This window comes from Halomonas sp. BC04 (assembly GCF_000568385.1).
In genome coordinates this window covers 1-19,548 of the sequence record NZ_AZQX01000290.1, presented here as the reverse complement: position 1 = coordinate 19,548, position 19,548 = coordinate 1, and the positions used below count along the sequence as shown (strand labels likewise).

20 protein-coding genes and 5 pseudogenes are annotated in these 19,548 nt (G+C 63.8%); 10 read left to right on the top strand and 15 right to left on the bottom strand.

Going from position 1 to position 19,548, the window contains the following annotated elements; all coding sequences use genetic code 11:
* From Q427_RS19960 to zapE, 5 genes and pseudogenes are all read right to left on the bottom strand, one after another.
* Positions 1 to 264, bottom strand: a pseudogene (locus tag Q427_RS19960) (cytochrome b); the annotation flags it as partial.
* A pseudogene (gene petA, locus Q427_RS19955) lies at positions 264 to 856 on the bottom strand (ubiquinol-cytochrome c reductase iron-sulfur subunit). The pseudogenes petA and Q427_RS19960, both read right to left, overlap by 1 nt.
* A 215-nt stretch (positions 857 to 1,071) precedes the next feature.
* The gene (gene rpsI, locus Q427_RS19950; protein ID WP_043516861.1) at positions 1,072 to 1,461 is read right to left on the bottom strand and encodes a 30S ribosomal protein S9; all 390 of its coding nucleotides are present in this window, start codon (positions 1,459 to 1,461) and stop codon (positions 1,072 to 1,074) included.
* 13 nt (positions 1,462 to 1,474) lie between these two features.
* A complete protein-coding gene (gene rplM / locus Q427_RS19945; RefSeq protein ID WP_043516860.1) occupies positions 1,475 to 1,903 on the bottom strand; it encodes a 50S ribosomal protein L13 in 429 nt (142 codons plus the stop codon).
* Positions 1,904 to 2,063: 160 nt separating this feature from the next.
* Positions 2,064 to 3,248, bottom strand: a complete 1,185-nt coding sequence (zapE, locus tag Q427_RS19940; protein WP_043516859.1) for a cell division protein ZapE — start codon at positions 3,246 to 3,248, stop codon at positions 2,064 to 2,066.
* 201 nt (positions 3,249 to 3,449) lie between these two features.
* Here zapE and Q427_RS19935 point away from each other — a divergent pair, with 201 nt between their 5' ends.
* Positions 3,450 to 3,899: a ZapG family protein gene (locus Q427_RS19935; RefSeq protein ID WP_043516858.1), complete on the top strand. Its 450-nt coding sequence runs from the start codon at positions 3,450 to 3,452 to the stop codon at positions 3,897 to 3,899.
* A 37-nt stretch (positions 3,900 to 3,936) separates the two neighbouring features.
* Here the strand turns inward: Q427_RS19935 and Q427_RS19930 are convergent, their stop codons facing one another.
* The gene (locus Q427_RS19930) at positions 3,937 to 4,698 is read right to left on the bottom strand and encodes a Nif3-like dinuclear metal center hexameric protein (RefSeq protein ID WP_043516857.1); all 762 of its coding nucleotides are present in this window, start codon (positions 4,696 to 4,698) and stop codon (positions 3,937 to 3,939) included.
* 103 nt (positions 4,699 to 4,801) lie between these two features.
* Here Q427_RS19930 and Q427_RS19925 point away from each other — a divergent pair, with 103 nt between their 5' ends.
* Entirely contained in the window at positions 4,802 to 6,019 is a 1,218-nt protein-coding gene (locus tag Q427_RS19925; protein ID WP_043516855.1) for a Do family serine endopeptidase, read from the top strand.
* Between the two features lie 122 nt (positions 6,020 to 6,141).
* Here the strand turns inward: Q427_RS19925 and hisD are convergent, their stop codons facing one another.
* The 9 genes from hisD to Q427_RS19880 form a co-directional block, all read right to left on the bottom strand.
* Positions 6,142 to 7,464 (bottom strand): histidinol dehydrogenase, encoded by a 1,323-nt coding sequence (gene hisD, locus Q427_RS19920; RefSeq protein ID WP_043516865.1) that lies wholly within the window; start codon positions 7,462 to 7,464, stop codon positions 6,142 to 6,144.
* Between the two features lie 65 nt (positions 7,465 to 7,529).
* The gene (hisG, locus tag Q427_RS19915) at positions 7,530 to 8,192 is read right to left on the bottom strand and encodes an ATP phosphoribosyltransferase (RefSeq protein WP_043516854.1); all 663 of its coding nucleotides are present in this window, start codon (positions 8,190 to 8,192) and stop codon (positions 7,530 to 7,532) included.
* A 43-nt stretch (positions 8,193 to 8,235) separates the two neighbouring features.
* Positions 8,236 to 9,498, bottom strand: coding sequence for a UDP-N-acetylglucosamine 1-carboxyvinyltransferase (gene murA, locus Q427_RS19910; RefSeq protein WP_043516853.1), 1,263 nt, complete (start codon positions 9,496 to 9,498; stop codon positions 8,236 to 8,238).
* 13 nt (positions 9,499 to 9,511) lie between these two features.
* Complete coding sequence (locus Q427_RS19905; protein WP_043516852.1) at positions 9,512 to 9,781, bottom strand: BolA family protein; 270 nt, start codon at positions 9,779 to 9,781, stop codon at positions 9,512 to 9,514.
* 123 nt (positions 9,782 to 9,904) lie between these two features.
* Positions 9,905 to 10,243: an STAS domain-containing protein gene (locus tag Q427_RS19900; protein ID WP_043516851.1), complete on the bottom strand. Its 339-nt coding sequence runs from the start codon at positions 10,241 to 10,243 to the stop codon at positions 9,905 to 9,907.
* Positions 10,240 to 10,893 (bottom strand): Tgt2/MlaC family protein, encoded by a 654-nt coding sequence (locus Q427_RS19895; protein WP_043516863.1) that lies wholly within the window; start codon positions 10,891 to 10,893, stop codon positions 10,240 to 10,242. The genes Q427_RS19900 and Q427_RS19895 overlap by 4 nt, the downstream gene beginning before the upstream one ends.
* A 57-nt stretch (positions 10,894 to 10,950) precedes the next feature.
* Positions 10,951 to 11,415 carry an outer membrane lipid asymmetry maintenance protein MlaD gene (gene mlaD / locus Q427_RS19890; protein ID WP_043516850.1) on the bottom strand — a complete coding sequence of 155 codons (465 nt, stop codon included), beginning with the start codon at positions 11,413 to 11,415 and terminating at the stop codon, positions 10,951 to 10,953.
* Between the two features lie 37 nt (positions 11,416 to 11,452).
* Positions 11,453 to 12,235 (bottom strand): lipid asymmetry maintenance ABC transporter permease subunit MlaE, encoded by a 783-nt coding sequence (gene mlaE / locus Q427_RS19885; protein WP_043516849.1) that lies wholly within the window; start codon positions 12,233 to 12,235, stop codon positions 11,453 to 11,455.
* The gene (locus Q427_RS19880; protein WP_043516848.1) at positions 12,232 to 13,044 is read right to left on the bottom strand and encodes an ABC transporter ATP-binding protein; all 813 of its coding nucleotides are present in this window, start codon (positions 13,042 to 13,044) and stop codon (positions 12,232 to 12,234) included. Before Q427_RS19880 ends, mlaE begins: the two co-directional genes overlap by 4 nt.
* Before the next feature lie 142 nt (positions 13,045 to 13,186).
* On the opposite strand from Q427_RS19880, the gene Q427_RS19875 reads away from it, so the two are divergent.
* The 8 genes and pseudogenes from Q427_RS19875 to hpf all read left to right on the top strand — a co-directional run.
* Positions 13,187 to 14,134 (top strand): calcium/sodium antiporter, encoded by a 948-nt coding sequence (locus tag Q427_RS19875; RefSeq protein ID WP_043516847.1) that lies wholly within the window; start codon positions 13,187 to 13,189, stop codon positions 14,132 to 14,134.
* A 32-nt stretch (positions 14,135 to 14,166) separates the two neighbouring features.
* Positions 14,167 to 15,180, top strand: coding sequence for a KpsF/GutQ family sugar-phosphate isomerase (locus Q427_RS19870; RefSeq protein ID WP_043516845.1), 1,014 nt, complete (start codon positions 14,167 to 14,169; stop codon positions 15,178 to 15,180).
* 41 nt (positions 15,181 to 15,221) lie between these two features.
* Positions 15,222 to 15,778: pseudogene (locus tag Q427_RS19865) on the top strand (KdsC family phosphatase).
* Between the two features lie 4 nt (positions 15,779 to 15,782).
* On the top strand, positions 15,783 to 16,406 hold the full coding sequence (lptC, locus tag Q427_RS19860; protein ID WP_043516844.1) for an LPS export ABC transporter periplasmic protein LptC: 624 nt from the start codon (positions 15,783 to 15,785) through the stop codon (positions 16,404 to 16,406).
* The gene (gene lptA, locus Q427_RS19855; RefSeq protein WP_043516842.1) at positions 16,403 to 16,930 is read left to right on the top strand and encodes a lipopolysaccharide transport periplasmic protein LptA; all 528 of its coding nucleotides are present in this window, start codon (positions 16,403 to 16,405) and stop codon (positions 16,928 to 16,930) included. The genes lptC and lptA overlap by 4 nt, the downstream gene beginning before the upstream one ends.
* 7 nt (positions 16,931 to 16,937) lie before the next feature.
* Positions 16,938 to 17,662 (top strand): annotated as a pseudogene (gene lptB, locus Q427_RS19850) (LPS export ABC transporter ATP-binding protein).
* 156 nt (positions 17,663 to 17,818) lie between these two features.
* Positions 17,819 to 19,236, top strand: a pseudogene (locus Q427_RS19845) (RNA polymerase factor sigma-54).
* A gap of 109 nt (positions 19,237 to 19,345) precedes the next feature.
* Positions 19,346 to 19,548, top strand: a 203-nt coding sequence (gene hpf / locus Q427_RS19840; RefSeq protein WP_043516841.1) for a ribosome hibernation-promoting factor, HPF/YfiA family, incomplete at its 3' end; no start/stop codon positions are given.

Genomic DNA, 19,548 nt, shown 5'->3' with positions numbered 1-19,548 from the left:
GTACTCCACGTCACGCATGATGTACTCGAGCGAAGCAAAGGCACCCTCGGCGGTGGGGTTGTAGCTCATGGTGAGCCATACCCCGGTGAGGATCTGGTTGACCAGCACCAGCAGAGCCAGGGAACCGAAAAAGTACCAGAAGTTGAAGTTTCTCGGCGCGTAGTACTTCGAAAAATGGTCCTGCCACATTTGCGTGGCGGGAAAGCGATCGTCCACCCAGCGCATGATGCCGCTTTCCGCCTTGATCCGGTTCGGATTACCCATCACACAGCCTCCTCGTCTTCACCGACGATGATGATGTCATCGGTCTCAAAGCGGTACGGCGGTACTTCGAGGTTGGACGGTGCCGGCACATTGCGGAACACGCGACCCGAGAGATCGAAGTAGGAGCGTGGCAGGGACAGAAATAGCCCCCGGGCCAGGCGGTCATATCGACGTCGTCCGGCCCCGGGCGATAGAGCGGAGAGCAGCCAAGATGGGTGCAGATCCCGATCAGCACCGAGATATCGGGTCGTATCGAGCGCAGCGGGCCGGTGACATACGGCGGCTGCTGGGGGGCCTGGGAATCAGGGTCGACCAGGCGAGCGGGATCGAAGTTCTCGGTACGCTCGATCATGTCGTCGGTACGCTTGACGATCCACACGGGACGCCCGCGCCACTCGACGGTCATGCGCTGCCCCGGCTCCAGCTTGGAAATGTCCGCCTGGATCGGCGCCCCCGCCGCTCGTGCCCTGGCACTCGGCTGCCAGGAAGCCACAAAGGGAACCGCCACTCCCACTGCACCCACCGCACCCACAACGGTGGTGGCACCCAGGAGGAGACGGCGCCGCCCTTTGTTCACGCCGTTATCTGCCATGTTATGGTTTCTCCCATCAGCTTACCCGTCGATCCAGCACGGGGGTGGTATCCCGCGACCACGGATATAAAAATCCGTCGTATCTTAAGGAATCCTGCCGCTTGGCACAAGACAAAGCACGCCTGACCAAGGTGGTATTTTCTATGCAAAATTCTGTTTTCCAAAAGAAAAAACCCAGGCAATTGCCTGGGTTTTTCTTTCTGCACAGACCGCGATCAGCGCTTTGAGAACTGCGGGCGACGACGCGCCTTGCGCAGGCCGACCTTCTTCCGCTCGACCTGGCGCGCATCACGAGTGACATATCCGGCCGCACGCAGCGCAGGGCGGAAGTCCTCGTTGTACTCCATCAGGGCACGGGTGATGCCGTGGCGAATAGCGCCAGCCTGTGAGGAGCCACCACCACCCTTGACGGTGACAAAGACGTCGAACTGACCCACGGTGTCGGTCAGCTCCAGCGGCTGGCGAACCACCATGCGGCCGGTGACGCGGCCGAAATACTGGTCCAGCTCATGGCTGTTGACGGTGATCTTGCCGGTTCCCGGCTTGAGAAAGACACGGGCGGTGGATGTCTTGCGGCGCCCGGTACCGTAATAGTGCTGTGTCATGGCAATGACCCCCTCAGATGTTCAGTTCTTGCGGCTGCTGGGCGGCGTGCGGATGCTCGGCGCCGGCGTAGACCTTGAGCTTGGAGTACATCGCACGTCCCAGGGGGCCCTTCGGCAGCATACCCTTGACAGCGGACTCGATGACACGCTCGGGAGCATGAGCGATCATCTTCTCGAAGCTCATGGAGCGCAGGCCACCCGGGTAGCCGGTGTGGCGATAGTAGGTCTTGGCCTTCGCCTTGTTGCCGGTGACATGCACCTTCTCGGCATTGATCACGACGATGTAGTCGCCGGTATCGACGTGGGGCGTGAATTCTGGCTTGTGCTTGCCGCGCAGGCGACGAGCAATTTCGGTGGCCAGACGACCTAGCGTCTTGTCCGCAGCATCGACGACATACCAGTCGCGCTGGACGGACTGCGGCTTAGCAGTGAACGTCTTCATGGATGAAATCACCACAATATATAGATGTATTGGATCCTGCCGCCGGAACTGCCGACATGGGATCTTCCCTATTCTTCTTGGTTGCCGCCACCAACAGCGACGACAACGATCAAGCGAGGCGGCATTCTACCTGACTCGCGGGCACTTGATAAGAGGCATGTCACGGTTTATGTGGCAGCGCCAGGTACTCGTGGGACTGCATCTCCTGGAGTCGCGACAGGGTTCGCTGAAACTCGAACTCGAGCCGGCCATTGGCGTAGAGCGCCTCGGCTGTCGTCTCGGCGGAGAGCAGCAGCTTGACGCCACGGTCGTAGAACTCGTCGACCATGTTGATGAAGCGCCTCGCCTGGTCGTCGGTTGCCGCTCCCATGCGGGTCACATTGGAAACCAGCACGGTATGGTACTCCCGCGCCAGCTCGATGTAATCGTTCTGGCTGCGCGGCCCGTCGCAGAGTTCGCGAAATTCGAACCACACCACGTCGTCATGGAGCCGGCGCGCATGCAACACGCGATGATTGACCTCTATCGACACATCGGTCTCGCCGTCGTGACCGGCTATCTCGCGAAAGCTGCGAGCGAGCTCGGCATCGGCCGCGTCGTCGAGCGGCGCATGGAAGATCTCGGCACGCTCCAGTGCCCGCAATCGATAGTCGATGCCCGAATCGACATTGACCACCTGGCAGTGTCGCTTGAGCAGGTCGATGGCAGGCAGGAACCTGGCCCGCTGTAGCCCGTCCTTGTAAAGCTCGTCGGGGACGATATTCGACGTCGCCACCAGCACGACACCACGCTCGAAGAGCGCCTCGAGGAGGTTGGCCAGGATCATCGCATCGGTGATGTCCTTGACGAAGAATTCATCGAAACAGATGACCCGCGCCTCGGCTGCGAACTTGCCGGCGATCAGGGTCAAAGGATTCTTCTCGCCCTTGTAGTGCTCGAGCTCATTGTGCACACGCTGCATGAAGCGGTGAAAATGGGTGCGCATCTTGTCGGGGAACGGCAGCGACTCGTGAAAGGTGTCGACCAGATAAGTCTTGCCGCGCCCCACGCCCCCCCAGAGATAGAGCCCCTGAATCGCCGGCAGTGCTGGCGCTGCATCCGGCTTTTCGCGCCGGCCGAACAGGCCTGCCACCCGCGACTTCAGGCCGCGGCTGGTGGTAACCGCCCTCGGTGCGGCCCGCGGCATCGCCACCAGCTGATCGAAGAGGCGCTGCAGGTGCATGACAGCCTGCTCCTGGGCCGGGTCGTACTGGAAACCTTCACGCTCGATATCGGCACGATAACGCGCCAGTGGCGTAATACCGGGAGTCGAATGAGAGTCCACCGGGGTCGCAGTCGCACACATGGCAATTCCTTGCTGACTTGGCTCATAAGTAGGCAGGCTCGGCATTATACGCACCCCGAAGCCTTTCCGCAGAATATCGCTGGCTGACACTGCGTTGACCGGCCGACCGCCCACACCCCTATAATGGGACGCCAGACGACCGAGTGCGGCGCCATGCCGACACCACGCGCTCAGCGTGTACCAGCTTCAGGGGAGAACCACGTGGAATACGGCAACATCAACTGGCTCGTCGCCATCGTCAGCCTGCTGGCCGGCCTGGGCCTCGGCGGCCTGGGCTACCATCTGTTCGGCGCCTCCGCGAGCCGCCTGCAACAACAGCGACAGCAGCTGGCGGAACGCGAGCGGGAGCTGAGCGAGCTCAAGGAGGGCCTGGGAGAGCATTTCAGCCAGGTCGGCATGATGGTCGCCAACATCCAGCGTGAAATCCGCACGCTCGAACACCGCGTGACCGAAGACGCCAGCACCCTGAACTGCGAGTCGCCTGTCACCCGCCGTCTCGACCTGGCCGAGCAGAAAACGCTCGCCCCCCAGGCGGACGAAATACCCACGCCCCGCGACTATGCCGACGGCACCGGCGGCACCCTATCGGAAGACTTCGGACTCAAGTCTGACAAAGAGACCAGAGACGCCCCGCAGCCGCCACGCTACTGACGGCACACGGCATGGCAAGAAGGGCCCCAGCCCGGCATCATGCCGGGTTGTCGATGTCGACGAAACGGTGCTCGATGCCAAACTCCCGAACCAGCCATTCCCCCAGCGCCTGAACGCCATAGCGCTCGGTGGCGTGATGTCCGGCTGCCAGGTAGTGGATACCGAGCTCCCGCGCCAGGTGGGTGGTCCGCTCGGATATCTCACCCGAAATAAAGGCGTCGGCGCCGGCCTCCCAGGCCCGGGCGATCATGTCCTGCGCGCCCCCCGTGCACCAGGCCACACGCCTCACCGCTCCCACACCCGGCGCCTCGACCAGCAGAGGTTCCCGCCCCAGGCAACCCGCCACATGGCCGGCCAAATCGCCAGCCCCACGCGCTTCCGGCAGGCGACCCATCCACAACAGCCCTTCGCCGATATCGCCATCGGCGCAACCCTCCACCAGGAACCCTAGCCGACGAGCCAGCTCGGCGTTGTTGCCCAGCTCGGCATGGGCGTCCAGCGGCAGGTGATAGGCCAGCAAGTTGATATCGTTGAGCAACAGCGTGCGCAGGCGACGCTGCTTCATGCCGGTGACGGCAACCGGCTCGTTCTTCCAGAAGTAGCCGTGATGCACCAGCACAAGGTCGGCCCCCCAGGCCACCGCTTCATCGAGCAGCGCCTGACAGGCGGTGACACCGGTCATGACACGGGTGATGCGCACGCGCCCTGCCACCTGTAGCCCATTGACCGTGTAATCCTGAAAGCGCTGCACATCGAGCAGGGCGTCACAGGTCCTCACCAGGTCATCGCGGGAAATCATTCGGCCCTCCGGACAGCGGTTCGCTTGGAATGTTAGGATAGCGTCATTGTAACGACTGCGCGGAGCGGCATCGACTGCTCCCCTCCAATCAGGAAAGCACCGCATGCGTCGTCCATTATTCGCCTATGCACTTCCCGCCCTCATCGGCGTGCTGCTGGCCATCGTACTGCTCAATACCTTCCCGCAACTCCTGGGCCCTTCCCAACCCGACCCCACCACGGCCCCGCCCGCCATTGAAGCCCCCGGGGAGCTGCAGCAGCCGGTATCGCGTGCCACTCCCGAGGTGCGCCAGGCCGAGCCCCTGAGCCGCATGCAAGGGCCGGTCAGCTATTCGGAGGCGGTGGAAAAGGCCGCCCCGGCGGTGGTCAATATCTACTCATCACGGGTCGTCGCCCTCGAAGAGCACCCGATGATGTCGGACCCCTTCTTCCGTCAATTCTTCGGCGACGACCTGCCCAGTCAACAACGGTTTCTCTCCAGCCTGGGCTCCGGCGTCATCGTCAGCGAAGACGGCTATGTGCTCACCAACCATCACGTGATCGACGGTGCCGACGAAATCCAGGTGGCCCTGCGTGACGGTCGTGAAACCCTGGCTGAGGTGATCGGCACCGATCCGGAAAGCGACCTGGCCGTGCTGCGCATCGACCTGGAAGACCTCCCGGTGATCACCCTCTACGACACCGAGGACGTGGCGGTAGGCGACATCGCCATGGCCATCGGCAACCCCTTCGGCGTAGGTCAGACCGTAACCATGGGCATCATCAGCGCCACCGGGCGCACACACCTGGGCCTGAGCGCCTATGAAGATTTCATTCAGACCGATGCCGCCATCAATCCCGGGAACTCCGGTGGCGCGCTGATCAATGCAGAAGGCGCCCTGGTGGGTATCAATACCGCCATCTTCTCGCGCTCCGGCGGTTCCCAGGGGGTGGGCTTCGCCATTCCCACCCGCCTGGCCCACAGTATCCTCGATGACCTGGTGACCCAGGGCCGCGTGATCCGCGGCTGGCTGGGCATCGAGGCGCAGGAGATCACCCCGGAACTGGCCGCCTCCTTCGGCCTCCAGGCCCCTCGCGGCGTGGTGATCTCCGGCGTGGTTAGGGACGGCCCCGCTTCCCGGGCGGGCCTGCGCCCGGGCGACGTGCTGCTGGAAGTCGATGGTCGGCCTATCCTCGATGCCCGAGTGGCCATGAGCGATATCGCAGCCATCCAGCCCGGTGCCACGCTACCGCTGACTGTCGTGCGCAGCGGCGACAAACTCAGCATCGAGCTGGAAGTCGGCGAGCGCCCGCCGCCGCAACTGAGACAACCGGAACGCTAGTCATGTCCGAGAACGGACTGACGACCACATCCGTGCCCAGCAGAGAACCTCGCACAAAAGGCCCTGTCCAGTGACTGGACAGGGCCTTTCCCATGATCGACGATGGCGACAACCGGAAAGCGCTACTTCTGAATCCGGTACTCGGCTGAACGGGCATGGGCGGTCAAGGACTCGCCGCGGGCGAGGATCGATGCCACCCGCCCCAGCTCCGACGCACCCTCCCGGGAGCAGTTGATGATCGAGGAGCGCTTCTGAAAATCGTAGACACCCAGCGGCGACGAGAATCGGGCCGTCCCCGAGGTGGGCAGCACGTGGTTGGGGCCGGCGCAGTAGTCGCCCAGCGCCTCGGCAGTGTAGCGCCCCATGAAGATGGCGCCCGCATGGCGCACCTCCGGCAACAGCGCCTCCGGGTCCGCCATGGAGAGCTCCAGGTGTTCCGGCGCGATACGATTGATCAAGCGAACCGCCTCATCCCGGTCCCGGCAGTGAATCAACGCACCTCGGCGAGACAGCGACTCCCTCACGATTGACTCTCGCTCAAGGGTCGGCAGCAGCCGTTCGATGGATGCCTCCACCGCATCCAGGTGGCTGACATCCCAGCTGACCAGCAGAGCCTGGGCGTCCTCATCATGCTCCGCCTGGGAAAAGAGGTCCATGGCCAGCCAGTCGGGTGCGGTTCCCCCGTCGGATACCACCAGTATCTCGGAGGGGCCGGCAATCATGTCGATACCCACCTGGCCGAACACCGCCCGCTTGGCCGTCGCCACATAGATGTTGCCAGGGCCCACGATCTTGTCGACCCGGGGCACCGTTTCGGTGCCATAGGCCAAAGCCGCCACGGCCTGGGCGCCGCCGATGGTGAAGACATGATCCACGCCGGCCAGGTGGGCTGCCGCCAGCACCAGCTCATTGAGCACCCCATCCGGGGTGGGCACTACCATGACGATCTCACGAACCCCGGCCACATGGGCGGGTATGGCATTCATCAACACCGACGAAGGATAGGCCGCCTTGCCACCCGGCACATAGATGCCCGCACGATCCAGGGCCGTGACCTGCTGCCCCAGTACGGTGCCGTCGGCTTCGGTGAAGGCCCAGGATTCCGGCTTCTGGCGTTCGTGGTAGGCACGGATACGCTCCGCCGCCTTCGACAGGGCGGCACGCTGCTCTTCAGGAAGACCGGTAAAGGCCTGCTCGAGCCGCTCCGCATCGAGGGTCAGCTCCGCCATGCTCGAGACGTCGAGCCGGTCGAAGCGATTGGAGTACTCTACCAGTGCGGAATCGCCACGCGCCCTGACACCGCCAAGGATGTCATCGACACGGCGCTGGATCTCGGCATCGGATACGCCCTCCCAGGCGAGCAGCGCATCGAGACGCGCCTCGAAATCGCCAGCGGCGGTCGAGAGCCGCGCGATCGCGGCGGAGTCGACAAGGGTTTCGCTCATGATGGAGTTCGCCTCTACAAGGTTGATAGCATTCATATCACGCCCCTCGCCTGACGCCGGAGCGTTCAGGGCGAGATGGCGCCTTCGCTGGCACGCCGCTTGCCCACTGCCTCGGTCAGGCGCGCAATCAGTGGCTTGAGTTGAGCGTGCTTCATGGTCATGGCTGCCTTGTTGACCACCAGGCGCGTGCTGATCGGTGCAATCAGCTCGCGCGGCGACATGCCGTTGGCTCGCAGCGTATTACCGGTATCGACGATATCGACGATTTCATCGGCCAGGTTCATCAGCGGCGCCAGCTCCATGGCCCCATAGAGCTTGATCACCTCGGCCTGGATGCCCTGCTCCGCGTAATATCGCCGTGCCACGTTGACGAACTTGGTGGCCACTCTGCGCCGCGCACGAGCCGGCTCGGCGCCATCGATGCCCGCGGTCATCAGCTTGCACTTGGCAATCTCGAGATCCAGCGGCTCGTAGAGGCCCTCGGCGCCGTGCTCGAGCAACACGTCCTTTCCGGCGACCCCCAGGTCGGCGGCCCCCAACTGGACATAGGTGGGCACGTCGGTGGCGCGGATAATCACCAGCTTCACATCTGCCAGATTGGTGTCGAAGAGCAACTTGCGGCTCTTGCCCAGGTCTTCAACCGGCGCAATGCCGGCATCGGCCAGCAGCGGCAGTGTTTCATCGAGAATACGGCCCTTGGAGAGGGCCAGAATCAGTTGCTTGCTCATGGTCTCGCCTGTGGTCGGGAAAAGCGCATGTCGAGAAAACCCCTCAACCGGGAATTCGACGGATCCGCGCACCCAGAAGCTGCAGCTTCTCCTCGATGCACTCATAGCCGCGGTCGATGTGGTAGATGCGATCCACCAGCGTCTCCCCTTCAGCCATCATGGCCACGATGACCAGCGAGGCCGAGGCCCGCAGGTCGGTGGCCATGACCGGCGCCCCGGAAAGCCGCTCGACACCGGTAATCAGCGCAGTATTGCCCTCCAGCACGATGTTGGCGCCCATGCGATTCAGTTCCTGCACGTGCATGAAGCGATTCTCGAAGATGGTCTCGACCACCCGCGAGTTGCCTTCCGCCACCGCATTGAGCGCCACGAACTGGGCCTGCATGTCCGTGGGGAAGGCAGGGTACGGTGCAGTGCGGATATTCACCGGGCGCGGCCGGCGCCCCTCCATGTCCAGCTCGATCCAGCCATCTCCCAGCGTGATCTTGGCACCGGCCTCCTCCAGCTTGGCCAGCACCGCCTCGAGAATATCGGCCCGGGTGTTGCGCACGCGAACACGACCACGGCTCAGGGCGGCAGCCACCAGGAAAGTGCCGGTCTCGATACGATCCGGCATGACGTCATGGTAGGCACCGTGAAGCCGCTCCACACCCTCGATCACGATGGTATCCGTGCCATGTCCGCGAATATTGGCCCCCATCTTGATCAGGCAATCAGCCAGGTCGACCACCTCGGGCTCGCGGGCGGCGTTCTCCAGTATCGTGGTGCCTTCGGCCAGGGTCGCCGCCATCAACAGGTTTTCAGTGCCGGTGACGGTGACGGTATCGAAGAAGATCGTGGCGCCCTTGAGTCGCCCATCGACCCGGGCGCGGATATAGCCGCCCTCGACGCGAATCTCCGCGCCCATGGCTTCCAGCCCGCGAATATGCAGGTCCACGGGGCGCGAGCCGATGGCACAGCCACCGGGCAGTGACACGTCCGCATGGCCGAAGTGAGCCAGCAGCGGGCCGAGTACGAGAATGGAAGCCCGCATCTTCTTGACCAGCTCGTAGGGCGCATGGCAATCCTTCACCTGGGATCCATCCAGCTGGATGGTCATCTTCTCGCCCATCACCGGCTCGACACCCATGCGGCCAAGCAACTCCAGCGTGGTCGTGATGTCCTGCAGATGCGGCAGATTGCCGATGGTCACAGGCTCGTCGCCGAGCAACGTGGCACAGAGAATGGGCAGGGCGGCGTTCTTGGCGCCACTGGCCCAGACCTCGCCATTGACGGGGCCATTACCGGTAATTATCAACTTGTCCATGGAGGTTCGACCGTCAGGCACCCTGGTTCTGTGAAGCCGCATTCTCCGGCGCGCTAACCCACTGCGCCGGGGTATAGGTCTTGATGCTGACGGCATGAACGGCCCCGGAGGCGATCTCTTCCGACAGGGCACCATAGATCAACTGCTGGCGCTTGACCGGTGACAGCCCGTCGAATACATCGCCCACGGCGATGACCTGGAAGTTGCACCCTTCACCTTGAATATGGAAATCGCAGCCTTCGATACGGGCCTCTAGCAGCGCCTTGACGTCACTGGGTTGCATGAAACCGGAACTCCTGTGATCGATACGGGGGACACACGACCGCAGGGGCCGGTGCCATAGTCAGATTATGGTGACATGGTAATGAAAAGCACCCCACTTGGCGATGCCGGAGCAGGACGGAACTCAAGAGGAGGGTGCTTCAGCGACCGGCAGCAGGGCATTGAGGCCGGCAACCCCTGTCAGCCTGAGCAGGGGCTTGGATAGTCGTACCGAATCAATCTGAATACCGGCAGCACGCGAACGCCGCGTCCACTCCAGCAACACGCTGAGTGCCGCACTGCTGACCTGCTCCACGCCGCTCAGGTCCAGCTCCATCCGGGAGCCGGACGGCTGCTCGGCCAGCCAGGCGCTACCGGCTTCGGCAAGCTGCGCCGCCATGTCGAAGTCGACATTGCCAGTCACGGCCAGCCGGGCGGGACTGGCCTCCAGGCGAACACCGCCGCGGTCGAGCAGCAGGCTCAACCTCTTCCGCCTTCTTCGAGTTCGTCAGCAGCGAGTTCCGGCGACCAGTTGGCGATCACGGCGTCGTAATCCCGATTGTGGTCGCGCATGGCCTGGTCGAACTGGTTGCGGAACGTCAGCCCCAGGTTGATGCCATTCACGATGACATTGACCACTTTCCACTGCCCATCCGAGAGGCGCAGGGTGTAGCTGACGGGGTAGACGGTGCCATCGACCGCGACCACTTCCATGGCAACGCTCGCCTGATCCTCATGACGCGGCGCTCGCTGGCTGTCAAGCACGCGAAGTTCGCGATAGTCGAAGGTGACCAGACCCTTGGTATAGGTGTCGATCAGTGTCTGGCGGAAGGTATTGGCGAAACGGGAGCGCTGCTGGGGCGTGGCGTTCTGGAAATAGCGCCCCATGACGCTGGCCCCGATGTAGCGAAAATCGGCAATCTCATTCAGGCTCTCATCGACCAGTGCCTTCAGTTCATCCACATTGGCCGCAAAGTAATCCTCGCGCCCCTCAATCTGGCCCATCATGTCGTTGACGCTGTCGCGAATCACCTGCTCGGGGCTGCGTTCGGGCTCGGCCTGGGCCGAGAGGGAAAACAGCGCCATGCACAACCCGGCCGCCAGCAGGCGAAGAAAGGTAATAGAGGAAGACATCAGTGTCATGGGGTGCCCTCGAAGGAAACGGGAATTGAGTGACGCAAGGCCAGGCCTCTAGTCGCTGACCATATTGGACACGAATTGCTGGATGAGTTCTTCCAGCACCATGGCGGACTGGGTGTCGCGGATGGTATCGCCATCGGCAAGGGTGTCCGGATCCCCTCCGACCGTAAGCCCGATGTACTGCTCGCCAAGCAGGCCGGCAGTGAGAATCGCAGCGGTGGTATCGCGGGGAAGCCGGTCCTCGAGTTCGGCGTCGAGCTCCAGCACCACACGGGCATCGTACCAGTCGGCATCGAGTTCAATGGCGATGACCCGGCCCACCGTCACGCCCGCCATGGTCACCCGGGCGCGCGGCTTGAGGCTGCCGATATTGGCAAAGTTGGCCTCGAGCCGGAAGGTATCGCCCGGAGGGGTGAAGGCCATGCCACTGACCCGCATTCCCAGGAACAGGAGCCCGAGGATACCCGCCAACATGAACAGGCCGACACCCAGCTCCATCGTCTTGCTGCGCTTCATTGCGTCTCTCCGAACGTCAAAACAAGTCTTCCCGTCATCAGGAAAATCCTCCGAACATCAGCGCGGTGAGCACGAAGTCCAGGCCGAGCACCGCCAGCGACGAGTAGACCACGGTGCGTGTGGTGGCCCGCGAGATGCCTTCCGAAGTGGGCACCAGGTCATAACCCTGGAACACCGCGATCCAGGTCACCACCAGCGCGAAGACCACGCTCTTGACCATGCCGTTGCCCACGTCACCGACGAAGTCGACGCTGGCCTGCATGTTGCCCCAGTAGGAGCCTTCGAAGACCCCCAGCCACTCGACACCCACCAGGTATCCGCCGTAGATGCCGACCACACTGAAGCCGACGGTCAACACCGGCAGCGCCACGAAACCGGCCCATAGCCGGGGGGCGACCACCCGCCTCAGCGGGTCGACGCCAATCATTTCCATGCTGGTCAGCTGCTCGGTGGCCTTCATCAGGCCGATTTCGGCAGTCAACGCCGAGCCGGCCCGGCCGGCAAACAGCAGCGCCGCCACCACCGGCGAGAGTTCACGCAGCAGCGACAGCGCCACCATCTGCCCCAGTGCCTGCTCGGCGCCGAAATCGACCAGGAGGGTGTAGCCCTGGAGCGCCAGCACCATGCCGATGAAGAGCCCCGAGACCAGCACGATGGCCAGTGACAGGACGCCGACGAAATGCACCTGCCGCAGCCACAGGTACCAGCCCTCCCGGGATGGAATACCAATGGCCGACTGGGCCAGGAATTGCCCCGCCCGGCCCAGGGCTTCGAGCACTTCGCAACCGCGACGTCCGAGACTCACGATTCGCCCGATCATGGGCGCCCCTCCCCGTTGAGGATGTCGCTGAAGAAATCCGTCGCCGGATAATGAAAGGGGACCGGACCGTCTGGCTCGCCATGGACGAACTGGCTGACTCGCGGATCCTCGTCGACATCCAGCGAGCCCGGCGTGCCTTGGGCCATGACCCGGCCGTCGGAGATCACGTAGACATAGTCGGCTATGGACAGCGTTTCCTGGATATCGTGCGACACCACGATGGCCGTCAGCCCCAGTGCATCGTTGAGTCGCTTGATCAGCTGCACCAGGACGCCCTTGGAAATGGGATCCTGCCCCACGAAGGGCTCATCGTAGAGAATCAGCTCGGGATCCAGGGCAATGGCACGGGCCAGGGCAACCCGGCGGGCCATGCCGCCGGAAAGCTCCGATGGCATCAGGTCGCGCGCACCGCGCAGCCCGACAGCCTGCAGCTTCATCAGCGCCAGGTCACGGATCATCGCCTCGGGCAGATCGGTGTGCACCCGCAGGGGGAAGGCCACATTCTCGAACACACTGAGATCGGAAAAGAGCGCACCACTCTGGAACAGCATGCCCATCCGCCGCCGCAGTCGGAACAGCGCCTTGCGCGGCAGGGAATGCACATCCTCGCCGTCAATTCTGATGCAGCCTGCATCGGGAACGAGCTGCCCGCCGATCAACTTGAGCAGGGTCGTCTTGCCCGTGCCGCTGGGACCCAGGATAGCGGTGATCTTGCCCCGTGGAATCTGCAATTCCACGCCACGGAAGATATCTTTCTCCCCCCGGGAAAAATGCAGACCCTCCACCACCACGAAGGGGGATTCGGTCATTGCGAGACGTCCATCGAAAAAATTATCGAACATCGTATCCTAACCGGGTCGCAGGGCGCCAGCCCAACCCCGGCGGCACTTGCACCCCGGCCCGCCAGCACGTCTAATATGCGCCTCCTGAACACCTCGGCCCCTCCCACTCATGCTGATACCCCTACTCATGGTCACTGCCGGCCTCATCGGCCTGGTCTGGAGTGCCGATCGCTTCGTCGGCGCCGCTGCGGCCACCGCCCGCGGCACCGGCCTGAGCCCCCTGCTGATAGGCATGACCGTCGTGGCCCTGGGCACCTCGGCACCGGAAATGGTGGTGGCGGTATTCGCGGCCATGGATGGGATTCCCGACCTGGCCACCGGCAATGCCCTGGGCTCGAACATTGCCAATATCGGCCTTGTCCTCGGTATCACGGCGCTGGTGAGACCAATCCCCGTACCCTTCTCCCTGGTACGGCGCGAACTGCCACTGCTGCTTGGAGCCACAGGCCTGGCGGGCTATACCCTGGCCAACGGCATCCTGGGGCGCTTCGACGCGCTGTTCCTCTCCCTCCTGCTGGTCTTCAGCCTGTGGTGGCTGGTGCGCGCCGACACGCCCGATGCCGCTCCGACCGGCGAGATACCCGACATGGCTCTGCCACGGGCGCTCTGCTGGCTGGCCGGCACGCTGCTGTTGCTGGCACTTAGCTCGCGAGCCCTGGTCTGGGGCGCCAGTGAGCTTGCCCATAGCATGGGCGTCAGCGAGTTGGTCATCGGCCTCACCATCGTGGCCATCGGCACCAGCCTGCCGGAGCTCGCCGCCTGCGTGGCCAGCGCCCTGAAGGGGCACCATGAGCTGGCCATCGGCAATGTGATCGGCTCGAACCTGTTCAACCTGCTGGCGGTGCTGCCCATTCCTGCCCTGCTTGCCCCCGGCCCAATCGATGCCGCAGCAGCGACCCGAGACTATCCCATCATGCTGCTGTTGACGCTGGCCATGGCCATGCTGCTGCTGTGGCAGCGCCATGGCCACATCAAGCGACTGCCTGCCGGCCTGCTGTTGGCGTGCTACCTCGCCTATCTGGGCTGGCTGGCGCTTGTCGGCAACGGAGCTCCTTGAGTGAAACGCCACAACGGGCAACAATCATCGTCATGACCAAAGATGCCGCTACGCCCCATCCAACCGAACCTGTCGACGGCGCTTCGCCTTTGCGCGATAGCGCGCGCCGCACCCTGCAAGTCGAACAGCAGGCCATTGCCGCGCTGGCCGACCGACTGGACAGCCATTTCGATCAAGCCTGCGAACTGATGCTCGCCTGCCAGGGACGTGTGGTCGTCACCGGCATGGGCAAGTCCGGCCATATCGCCGGCAAGATTGCCGCAACCCTGGCCAGCACCGGCACGCCCGCCTTCTTCGTCCACCCCGGCGAAGCCAGCCATGGGGACCTCGGCATGATCACGCCGGGCGACGTGGTGCTGGCCCTCTCCAACTCCGGCGAAACCGGCGAAGTCACCGCAATACTGCCACTGCTCAAGCGCCTGGGCACGCCACTGATCAGCATGACGGGGAACCCCGATTCGACGCTGGCGCGCCATGCCGACGCCCACCTGAATGCTGCCGTCGCCCGGGAAGCCTGCCCCCTGGACCTGGCTCCCACCGCATCGACCACGGCGGCACTCGCCCTGGGAGACGCCCTGGCCGTCGCCCTGCTGGAAGCCCGTGGCTTCACCGCCGAGGACTTCGCCCGCTCCCACCCGGGAGGGAGCCTGGGCAAGCGACTCCTGCTGCGGGTCGCAGACCTCATGCACCAGGGCGCGCGGCTGCCGAGCATACCGCTGGGCAGCCCGCTACGGGAGGCCCTGCTGGAAATATCCCGGCAGGGTCTCGGCTTCACCTGCGTGGTCGACGAGCAGAATCACCTGATTGGTGTCTATACCGATGGCGACCTGCGCCGCACCCTGGACCAGCATAACGACCTCAGCCGGTTGATTGTCGATGACGTCATGACTCGCCCCGGGAAGCGCATCGCTCCCGACCTGCTGGCCGCCGAAGCGGTTCGCGTCATGGAGGACAACCGGATCACGGCCCTGGCCGTGGTCGACGACGAGGGGCACCCAGTCGGTGCCCTGCACATGCACGATCTGCTGCGCAGCGGCGTGATCTGACGACCCATAGAACCTCTGATCCTTTAACCCAAGGAGAGCCCATGGCTCTGGCAACACCAATCAATGACTCCCACCTCCTCGACCGTCTGCGCCAGATCCGACTGCTGGCACTCGATGTCGATGGTGTGCTGACGGACGGTCGCCTCTACTTCCAGGCCGATGGCGTGGAGATCAAGGCATTCCATACCCAGGACGGGCTGGGCATCAAGCTGCTGCGCCGCGCCGGCATCCAGGTGGCCCTGCTGACGGGGCGCGACTCCCCCATGGTCAGCCATCGTGCCGCGGCACTGGGCATCGACCATGTCTTCCAGAGCTGCGAGGACAAGCTGGCCACCCTGCGCGAACTCTGCCGCCGCAAGGACCTCTCCCTGGAGCAGGTCGCCTACTGCGGCGATGATCTGCCGACCTGGCCGCCATCCAGCGGGCCGGCATCGGTATCACCGTGCCCGGCGCCCCTCCCTACATCCACGCCCTGGCCGACTGGGTCACCGAACGCCGCGGCGGCCACGGCGCCGTTCGCGAGATCTGCGACACCCTGCTCGAGGCCCAGGGTCACCGGGACGCGCTGGTCGATACCTATCTTCACGTCCAGCACTGACCGCATGCTGCCCAAGCGCCTGCCTCGTCCCTCGTTTCGCCTTTGGCTGCTGCTGATCCTGCTGGGTCTCGGTGCCCTGCTGGCGTGGCTGGCCCCCTGGCAGGCACCCGCCCCCGGGCCGGTGCCTACCGACGACGCCGGCGAACCGGACTACTACCTCGAAGAGGCCAGGCTGACGCGGTTCGACGCCCAGGGCCAGGCCCACCAGCGCCTGGAGAGCCCGCGCCTGGTACACACGCCCCACGATGATGTCACCCGGGCAGTGACCCCGGTAGCCCATTTGATCGACCGTGAGGGACGCCACTGGATCGCCAACGGCGACGAAGGGCGACTCGGGCCCGGCGGCAACCCACTGACGCTGACCGGGAACGCCCGCCTGCTTGCGCCTGAAGAGCGCTGGCAGCTCGATACCGAAATCCTGCACTTCGACGCCAACGTCGGACACGCCTGGAGCGAGACCCCCGCGCTGCTCCAGCAACCGCCCCAACACATGCGCGGCGACCGTTTCGACGTCTGGATTCATGACAATCGAGCACGTTTGACCGACAATGTCCGCGGCCACCACCCCCCGGAAGGCGCGCAGCGGGGCCAGGCCGAGGCCATCGAACCAGAGGATTTCACGCCATGAAGCGACACAAGTGCCCGACCGCCCGCATGCTGCTCACCCTGGCGCTGATTGGCATGGCATGGGGAGGCGGCCCGGCCATGGCCCAACAGCGCGACGCCGACCAACCCATTGAAGTCGAGGCCGATCGACTCGATCTCGATGACACTGCCGGCACCGCCGTCTACACCGGCGACGTGGATATTCGCCAGGGCACCATGCAGCTGACCGGCGACCGGGTGGAGATCCGCCGCAACCAGGCCGGCGAGCTGACTCGTGCCACCGCCACCGGGGAACGCGCCTACATCGAGCAGCAGCCCGATCCGGACGAACCCGTGGTACGTGGATGGGGACGCACCATCGTCTATCATGTCGCCGAGCGACGCGTCGAACTGATCGACCGTGCCGAACTCCATCAGCGTGGCGACACCTTCGATGGCGGCTATCTCGAGTACTTCCTCGATCGCCGCGTGGTTCAGGCACGCTCCGAGAGCGAAGGCGTCGAAGGACGTCAGCGGATTCGCATGACCCTGCAACCGGAGCGCTGACGTGGCAATGAAGACCCTGAGGGCCACCCACCTGGCCAAGAGCTACAAGCGACGCCGCGTGGTGCACGATATCAGCCTTTCCATCGAGCAGGGCAGCATCGTCGGCCTGCTTGGTCCCAACGGGGCCGGCAAGACCACCTCGTTCTACATGATCGTAGGCCTTGTCCGTGCCGACGCGGGTGAAGTGCACATCGACGACCTGGACCTGAGCGGATCGGCCATGCACGAGCGCGCCCGCGCCGGCATCGGCTACCTGCCCCAGGAGGCGTCGATATTCCGCAAGCTCTCGGTGGCGGATAACATCATGGCGATTCTCGAGACGCGCAAGGACCTGGACCGTCGCGGTCGCCAGGCGCGCCTTGAGGAGTTGCTGGAAGACTTCCACGTCACCCATATCCGCGATAATCTCGGCATGAGCCTGTCGGGTGGCGAGCGGCGACGGGTCGAGATCGCCAGGCACTGGCCACCGAACCGGCCTTCATCCTGCTCGATGAGCCCTTTGCCGGCGTGGACCCCATTTCCGTCGGTGAGATCAAGGGCATCATTCGTCAACTGAAGGCGCGCGACATCGGGGTCCTGATTACCGACCACAACGTTCGCGAGACCCTCGACATCTGCAATTCCGCCTACATCGTCGGGGACGGACAGATCATCGCCGAAGGTGACGCCGACGCCATTCTGGCCAACCGCAGGGTACGGGAAGTCTATTTGGGCGAGGACTTTCGCCTTTAGCCAAGTCGCAAGAGACCATACAACCTGCTGTTGTCAATAGTTATATTATAAAGCGGCATAAAGATTGCGGATGGCATGCTTATTGCAAACAATTCGCTTGCAAGTCGAACCGCAGCGGGCTAGGGTGGGATTTTTCGGCAAATGAGCCCTATTCTCATGGCCATGAAAGCATCCTTGCAACTCCGTGTCGGCACCCAGCTGACCATGACTCCCCAGCTGCAGCAGGCGATCGCGCTGCTGCAGCTCTCGACACTCGATCTTCGCCAGGAAATCCAGCAAGCGCTGGAAGCCAACCCCATGCTGGAGCTCGACGACGGCTTCGGCGAACAGGCTGCCGAGGAGACCCGAGAGGAGGAGTGGGCCAGCGAGATTCCCTCCGAACTTTCCACGGACAGCGACTGGTCGGATACCTACCCCGACCATGGCACCAGTACAGGCAGTGGCGAAGGCCCCGATTTCGAGCGCCAGGCCGCCGGGCAGAGCCTGACCAGCCACCTGATCTGGCAGCTGGCGATGACCGATCTCAGCGAGCGCCAGCGCCAGATCGCCGAGAGCCTGATCGATGCCGTGGACGGCACCGGCTACCTGGCACAGCCCCTGGAAGAGATCCGCGACGGGCTGCGGCAGCAGGGTCTCGAAGGCCTGCCGACCCGGGAGGTCGAGCAGGTACTGCTGCGACTGCAGCAGTTCGAGCCCACCGGCGTCTTTGCCCGGGACCTGCGCGAATGCCTTATGCTGCAGCTCGCGGCACTGCCCGACGACACCCCACTGCTGCCCCAGGCTCGGCGTCTCGTGCGACAGTTCCTCGAAGCCCTGGCCAGCGACGACCGCCGACTCCTCAAGCGCCGCCTGGGCCTGGATGACGACGCCCTGGAGGAGGTGATCGCCCTGATTCGCTCGCTGGATCCCCGTCCAGGCAGCGACTTCGCCGAGGTGGGTGGCAATTACATCACCCCCGACCTTCTTGCTCGCCATGACGAGCGTGGCTGGCGCGTCGAGCTCAATGCCGATGCCCTGCCCAGGCTGCGCATCCAGCCCGATTACATGGCACTGGTACGGCGCGCGACAAGAGCCAGGACAACCAGTTTCTCAAGGATCACCTCCAGGAAGCGCGCTGGTTGATGAAGAGCCTGGCCAGCCGTAACGACACCCTGCTGCGTGTCGGCCGTGAGATCATGGCCCGCCAGCTCGACTTTCTCGAGCAGGGGGAGGAGGCCATGCGACCACTGATACTGGCCGATATTGCCCAGGCCGTGGACATGCACGAGTCGACCATATCCCGTGTGACGACCCAGAAATTCATCCATACGCCCCGCGGCGTGTTCGAACTCAAGTTCTTCTTCTCGAGCCATGTGGGCGGCGGAGAGGGCGAAGGCGACGCCTATTCCAGCACGGCGATCCGTGCCCGGATCCGCAAGCTGGTCCAGGACGAGCCGCCCCGCAAGCCGCTGTCGGACAGCCGTCTGGTCGATCTGCTCGCCGAGGACGGTATCCGCGTTGCGCGACGAACCGTTGCCAAATATCGTGAAGCGCTGGGCATACCCTCTTCCAGCGAGCGCAAGCGATTTCGCTGACCCGGCACCACTCCCTTGACCCTTTGCAGGAAACCGTCAATGGAGGGGTTTGCAGGGCCCTAAAAAGGGTTACAATCGAGCCACCACTCGAAGGACGAAGGAGCCTGTCATGCAAGTCAATATTACCGGCCACCATGTGGAACTGACCGATGCCCTGCGTGACTACGTCAGCGAAAAACTGACCCGCGTGCAGCGCCACTACGACAACATAACCAATGTCCAGGTCACGCTTTCGGTAGAGAAAGAGCGTCAACTGGCCGCCTGCACCCTGCATGCCGCTGGCGCAGACCTTCATGCCGAAGCCACCGATCC

Excerpts from the sequence above, each read along its gene's own strand:
- rpsI (WP_043516861.1), bottom strand. The coding sequence starts at position 1,461 with ATGACACAGCACTATTACGGTACCGGGCGCCGCAAGACATCCACCGCC.
- rplM (WP_043516860.1), bottom strand. The coding sequence starts at position 1,903 with ATGAAGACGTTCACTGCTAAGCCGCAGTCCGTCCAGCGCGACTGGTAT.
- zapE (WP_043516859.1), bottom strand. The coding sequence starts at position 3,248 with ATGTGTGCGACTGCGACCCCGGTGGACTCTCATTCGACTCCCGGTATT.
- Q427_RS19930 (WP_043516857.1), bottom strand. The coding sequence starts at position 4,698 with ATGATTTCCCGCGATGACCTGGTGAGGACCTGTGACGCCCTGCTCGAT.
- Q427_RS19925 (WP_043516855.1), top strand. The coding sequence starts at position 4,802 with ATGCGTCGTCCATTATTCGCCTATGCACTTCCCGCCCTCATCGGCGTG.
- hisD (WP_043516865.1), bottom strand. The coding sequence starts at position 7,464 with ATGAGCGAAACCCTTGTCGACTCCGCCGCGATCGCGCGGCTCTCGACC.
- hisG (WP_043516854.1), bottom strand. The coding sequence starts at position 8,192 with ATGAGCAAGCAACTGATTCTGGCCCTCTCCAAGGGCCGTATTCTCGAT.
- murA (WP_043516853.1), bottom strand. The coding sequence starts at position 9,498 with ATGGACAAGTTGATAATTACCGGTAATGGCCCCGTCAATGGCGAGGTC.
- Q427_RS19905 (WP_043516852.1), bottom strand. The coding sequence starts at position 9,781 with ATGCAACCCAGTGACGTCAAGGCGCTGCTAGAGGCCCGTATCGAAGGC.
- Q427_RS19895 (WP_043516863.1), bottom strand. The coding sequence starts at position 10,893 with ATGTCTTCCTCTATTACCTTTCTTCGCCTGCTGGCGGCCGGGTTGTGC.
- mlaD (WP_043516850.1), bottom strand. The coding sequence starts at position 11,415 with ATGAAGCGCAGCAAGACGATGGAGCTGGGTGTCGGCCTGTTCATGTTG.
- mlaE (WP_043516849.1), bottom strand. The coding sequence starts at position 12,235 with ATGATCGGGCGAATCGTGAGTCTCGGACGTCGCGGTTGCGAAGTGCTC.
- Q427_RS19880 (WP_043516848.1), bottom strand. The coding sequence starts at position 13,044 with ATGACCGAATCCCCCTTCGTGGTGGTGGAGGGTCTGCATTTTTCCCGG.
- Q427_RS19875 (WP_043516847.1), top strand. The coding sequence starts at position 13,187 with ATGCTGATACCCCTACTCATGGTCACTGCCGGCCTCATCGGCCTGGTC.
- Q427_RS19870 (WP_043516845.1), top strand. The coding sequence starts at position 14,167 with ATGACCAAAGATGCCGCTACGCCCCATCCAACCGAACCTGTCGACGGC.
- lptC (WP_043516844.1), top strand. The coding sequence starts at position 15,783 with ATGCTGCCCAAGCGCCTGCCTCGTCCCTCGTTTCGCCTTTGGCTGCTG.
- lptA (WP_043516842.1), top strand. The coding sequence starts at position 16,403 with ATGAAGCGACACAAGTGCCCGACCGCCCGCATGCTGCTCACCCTGGCG.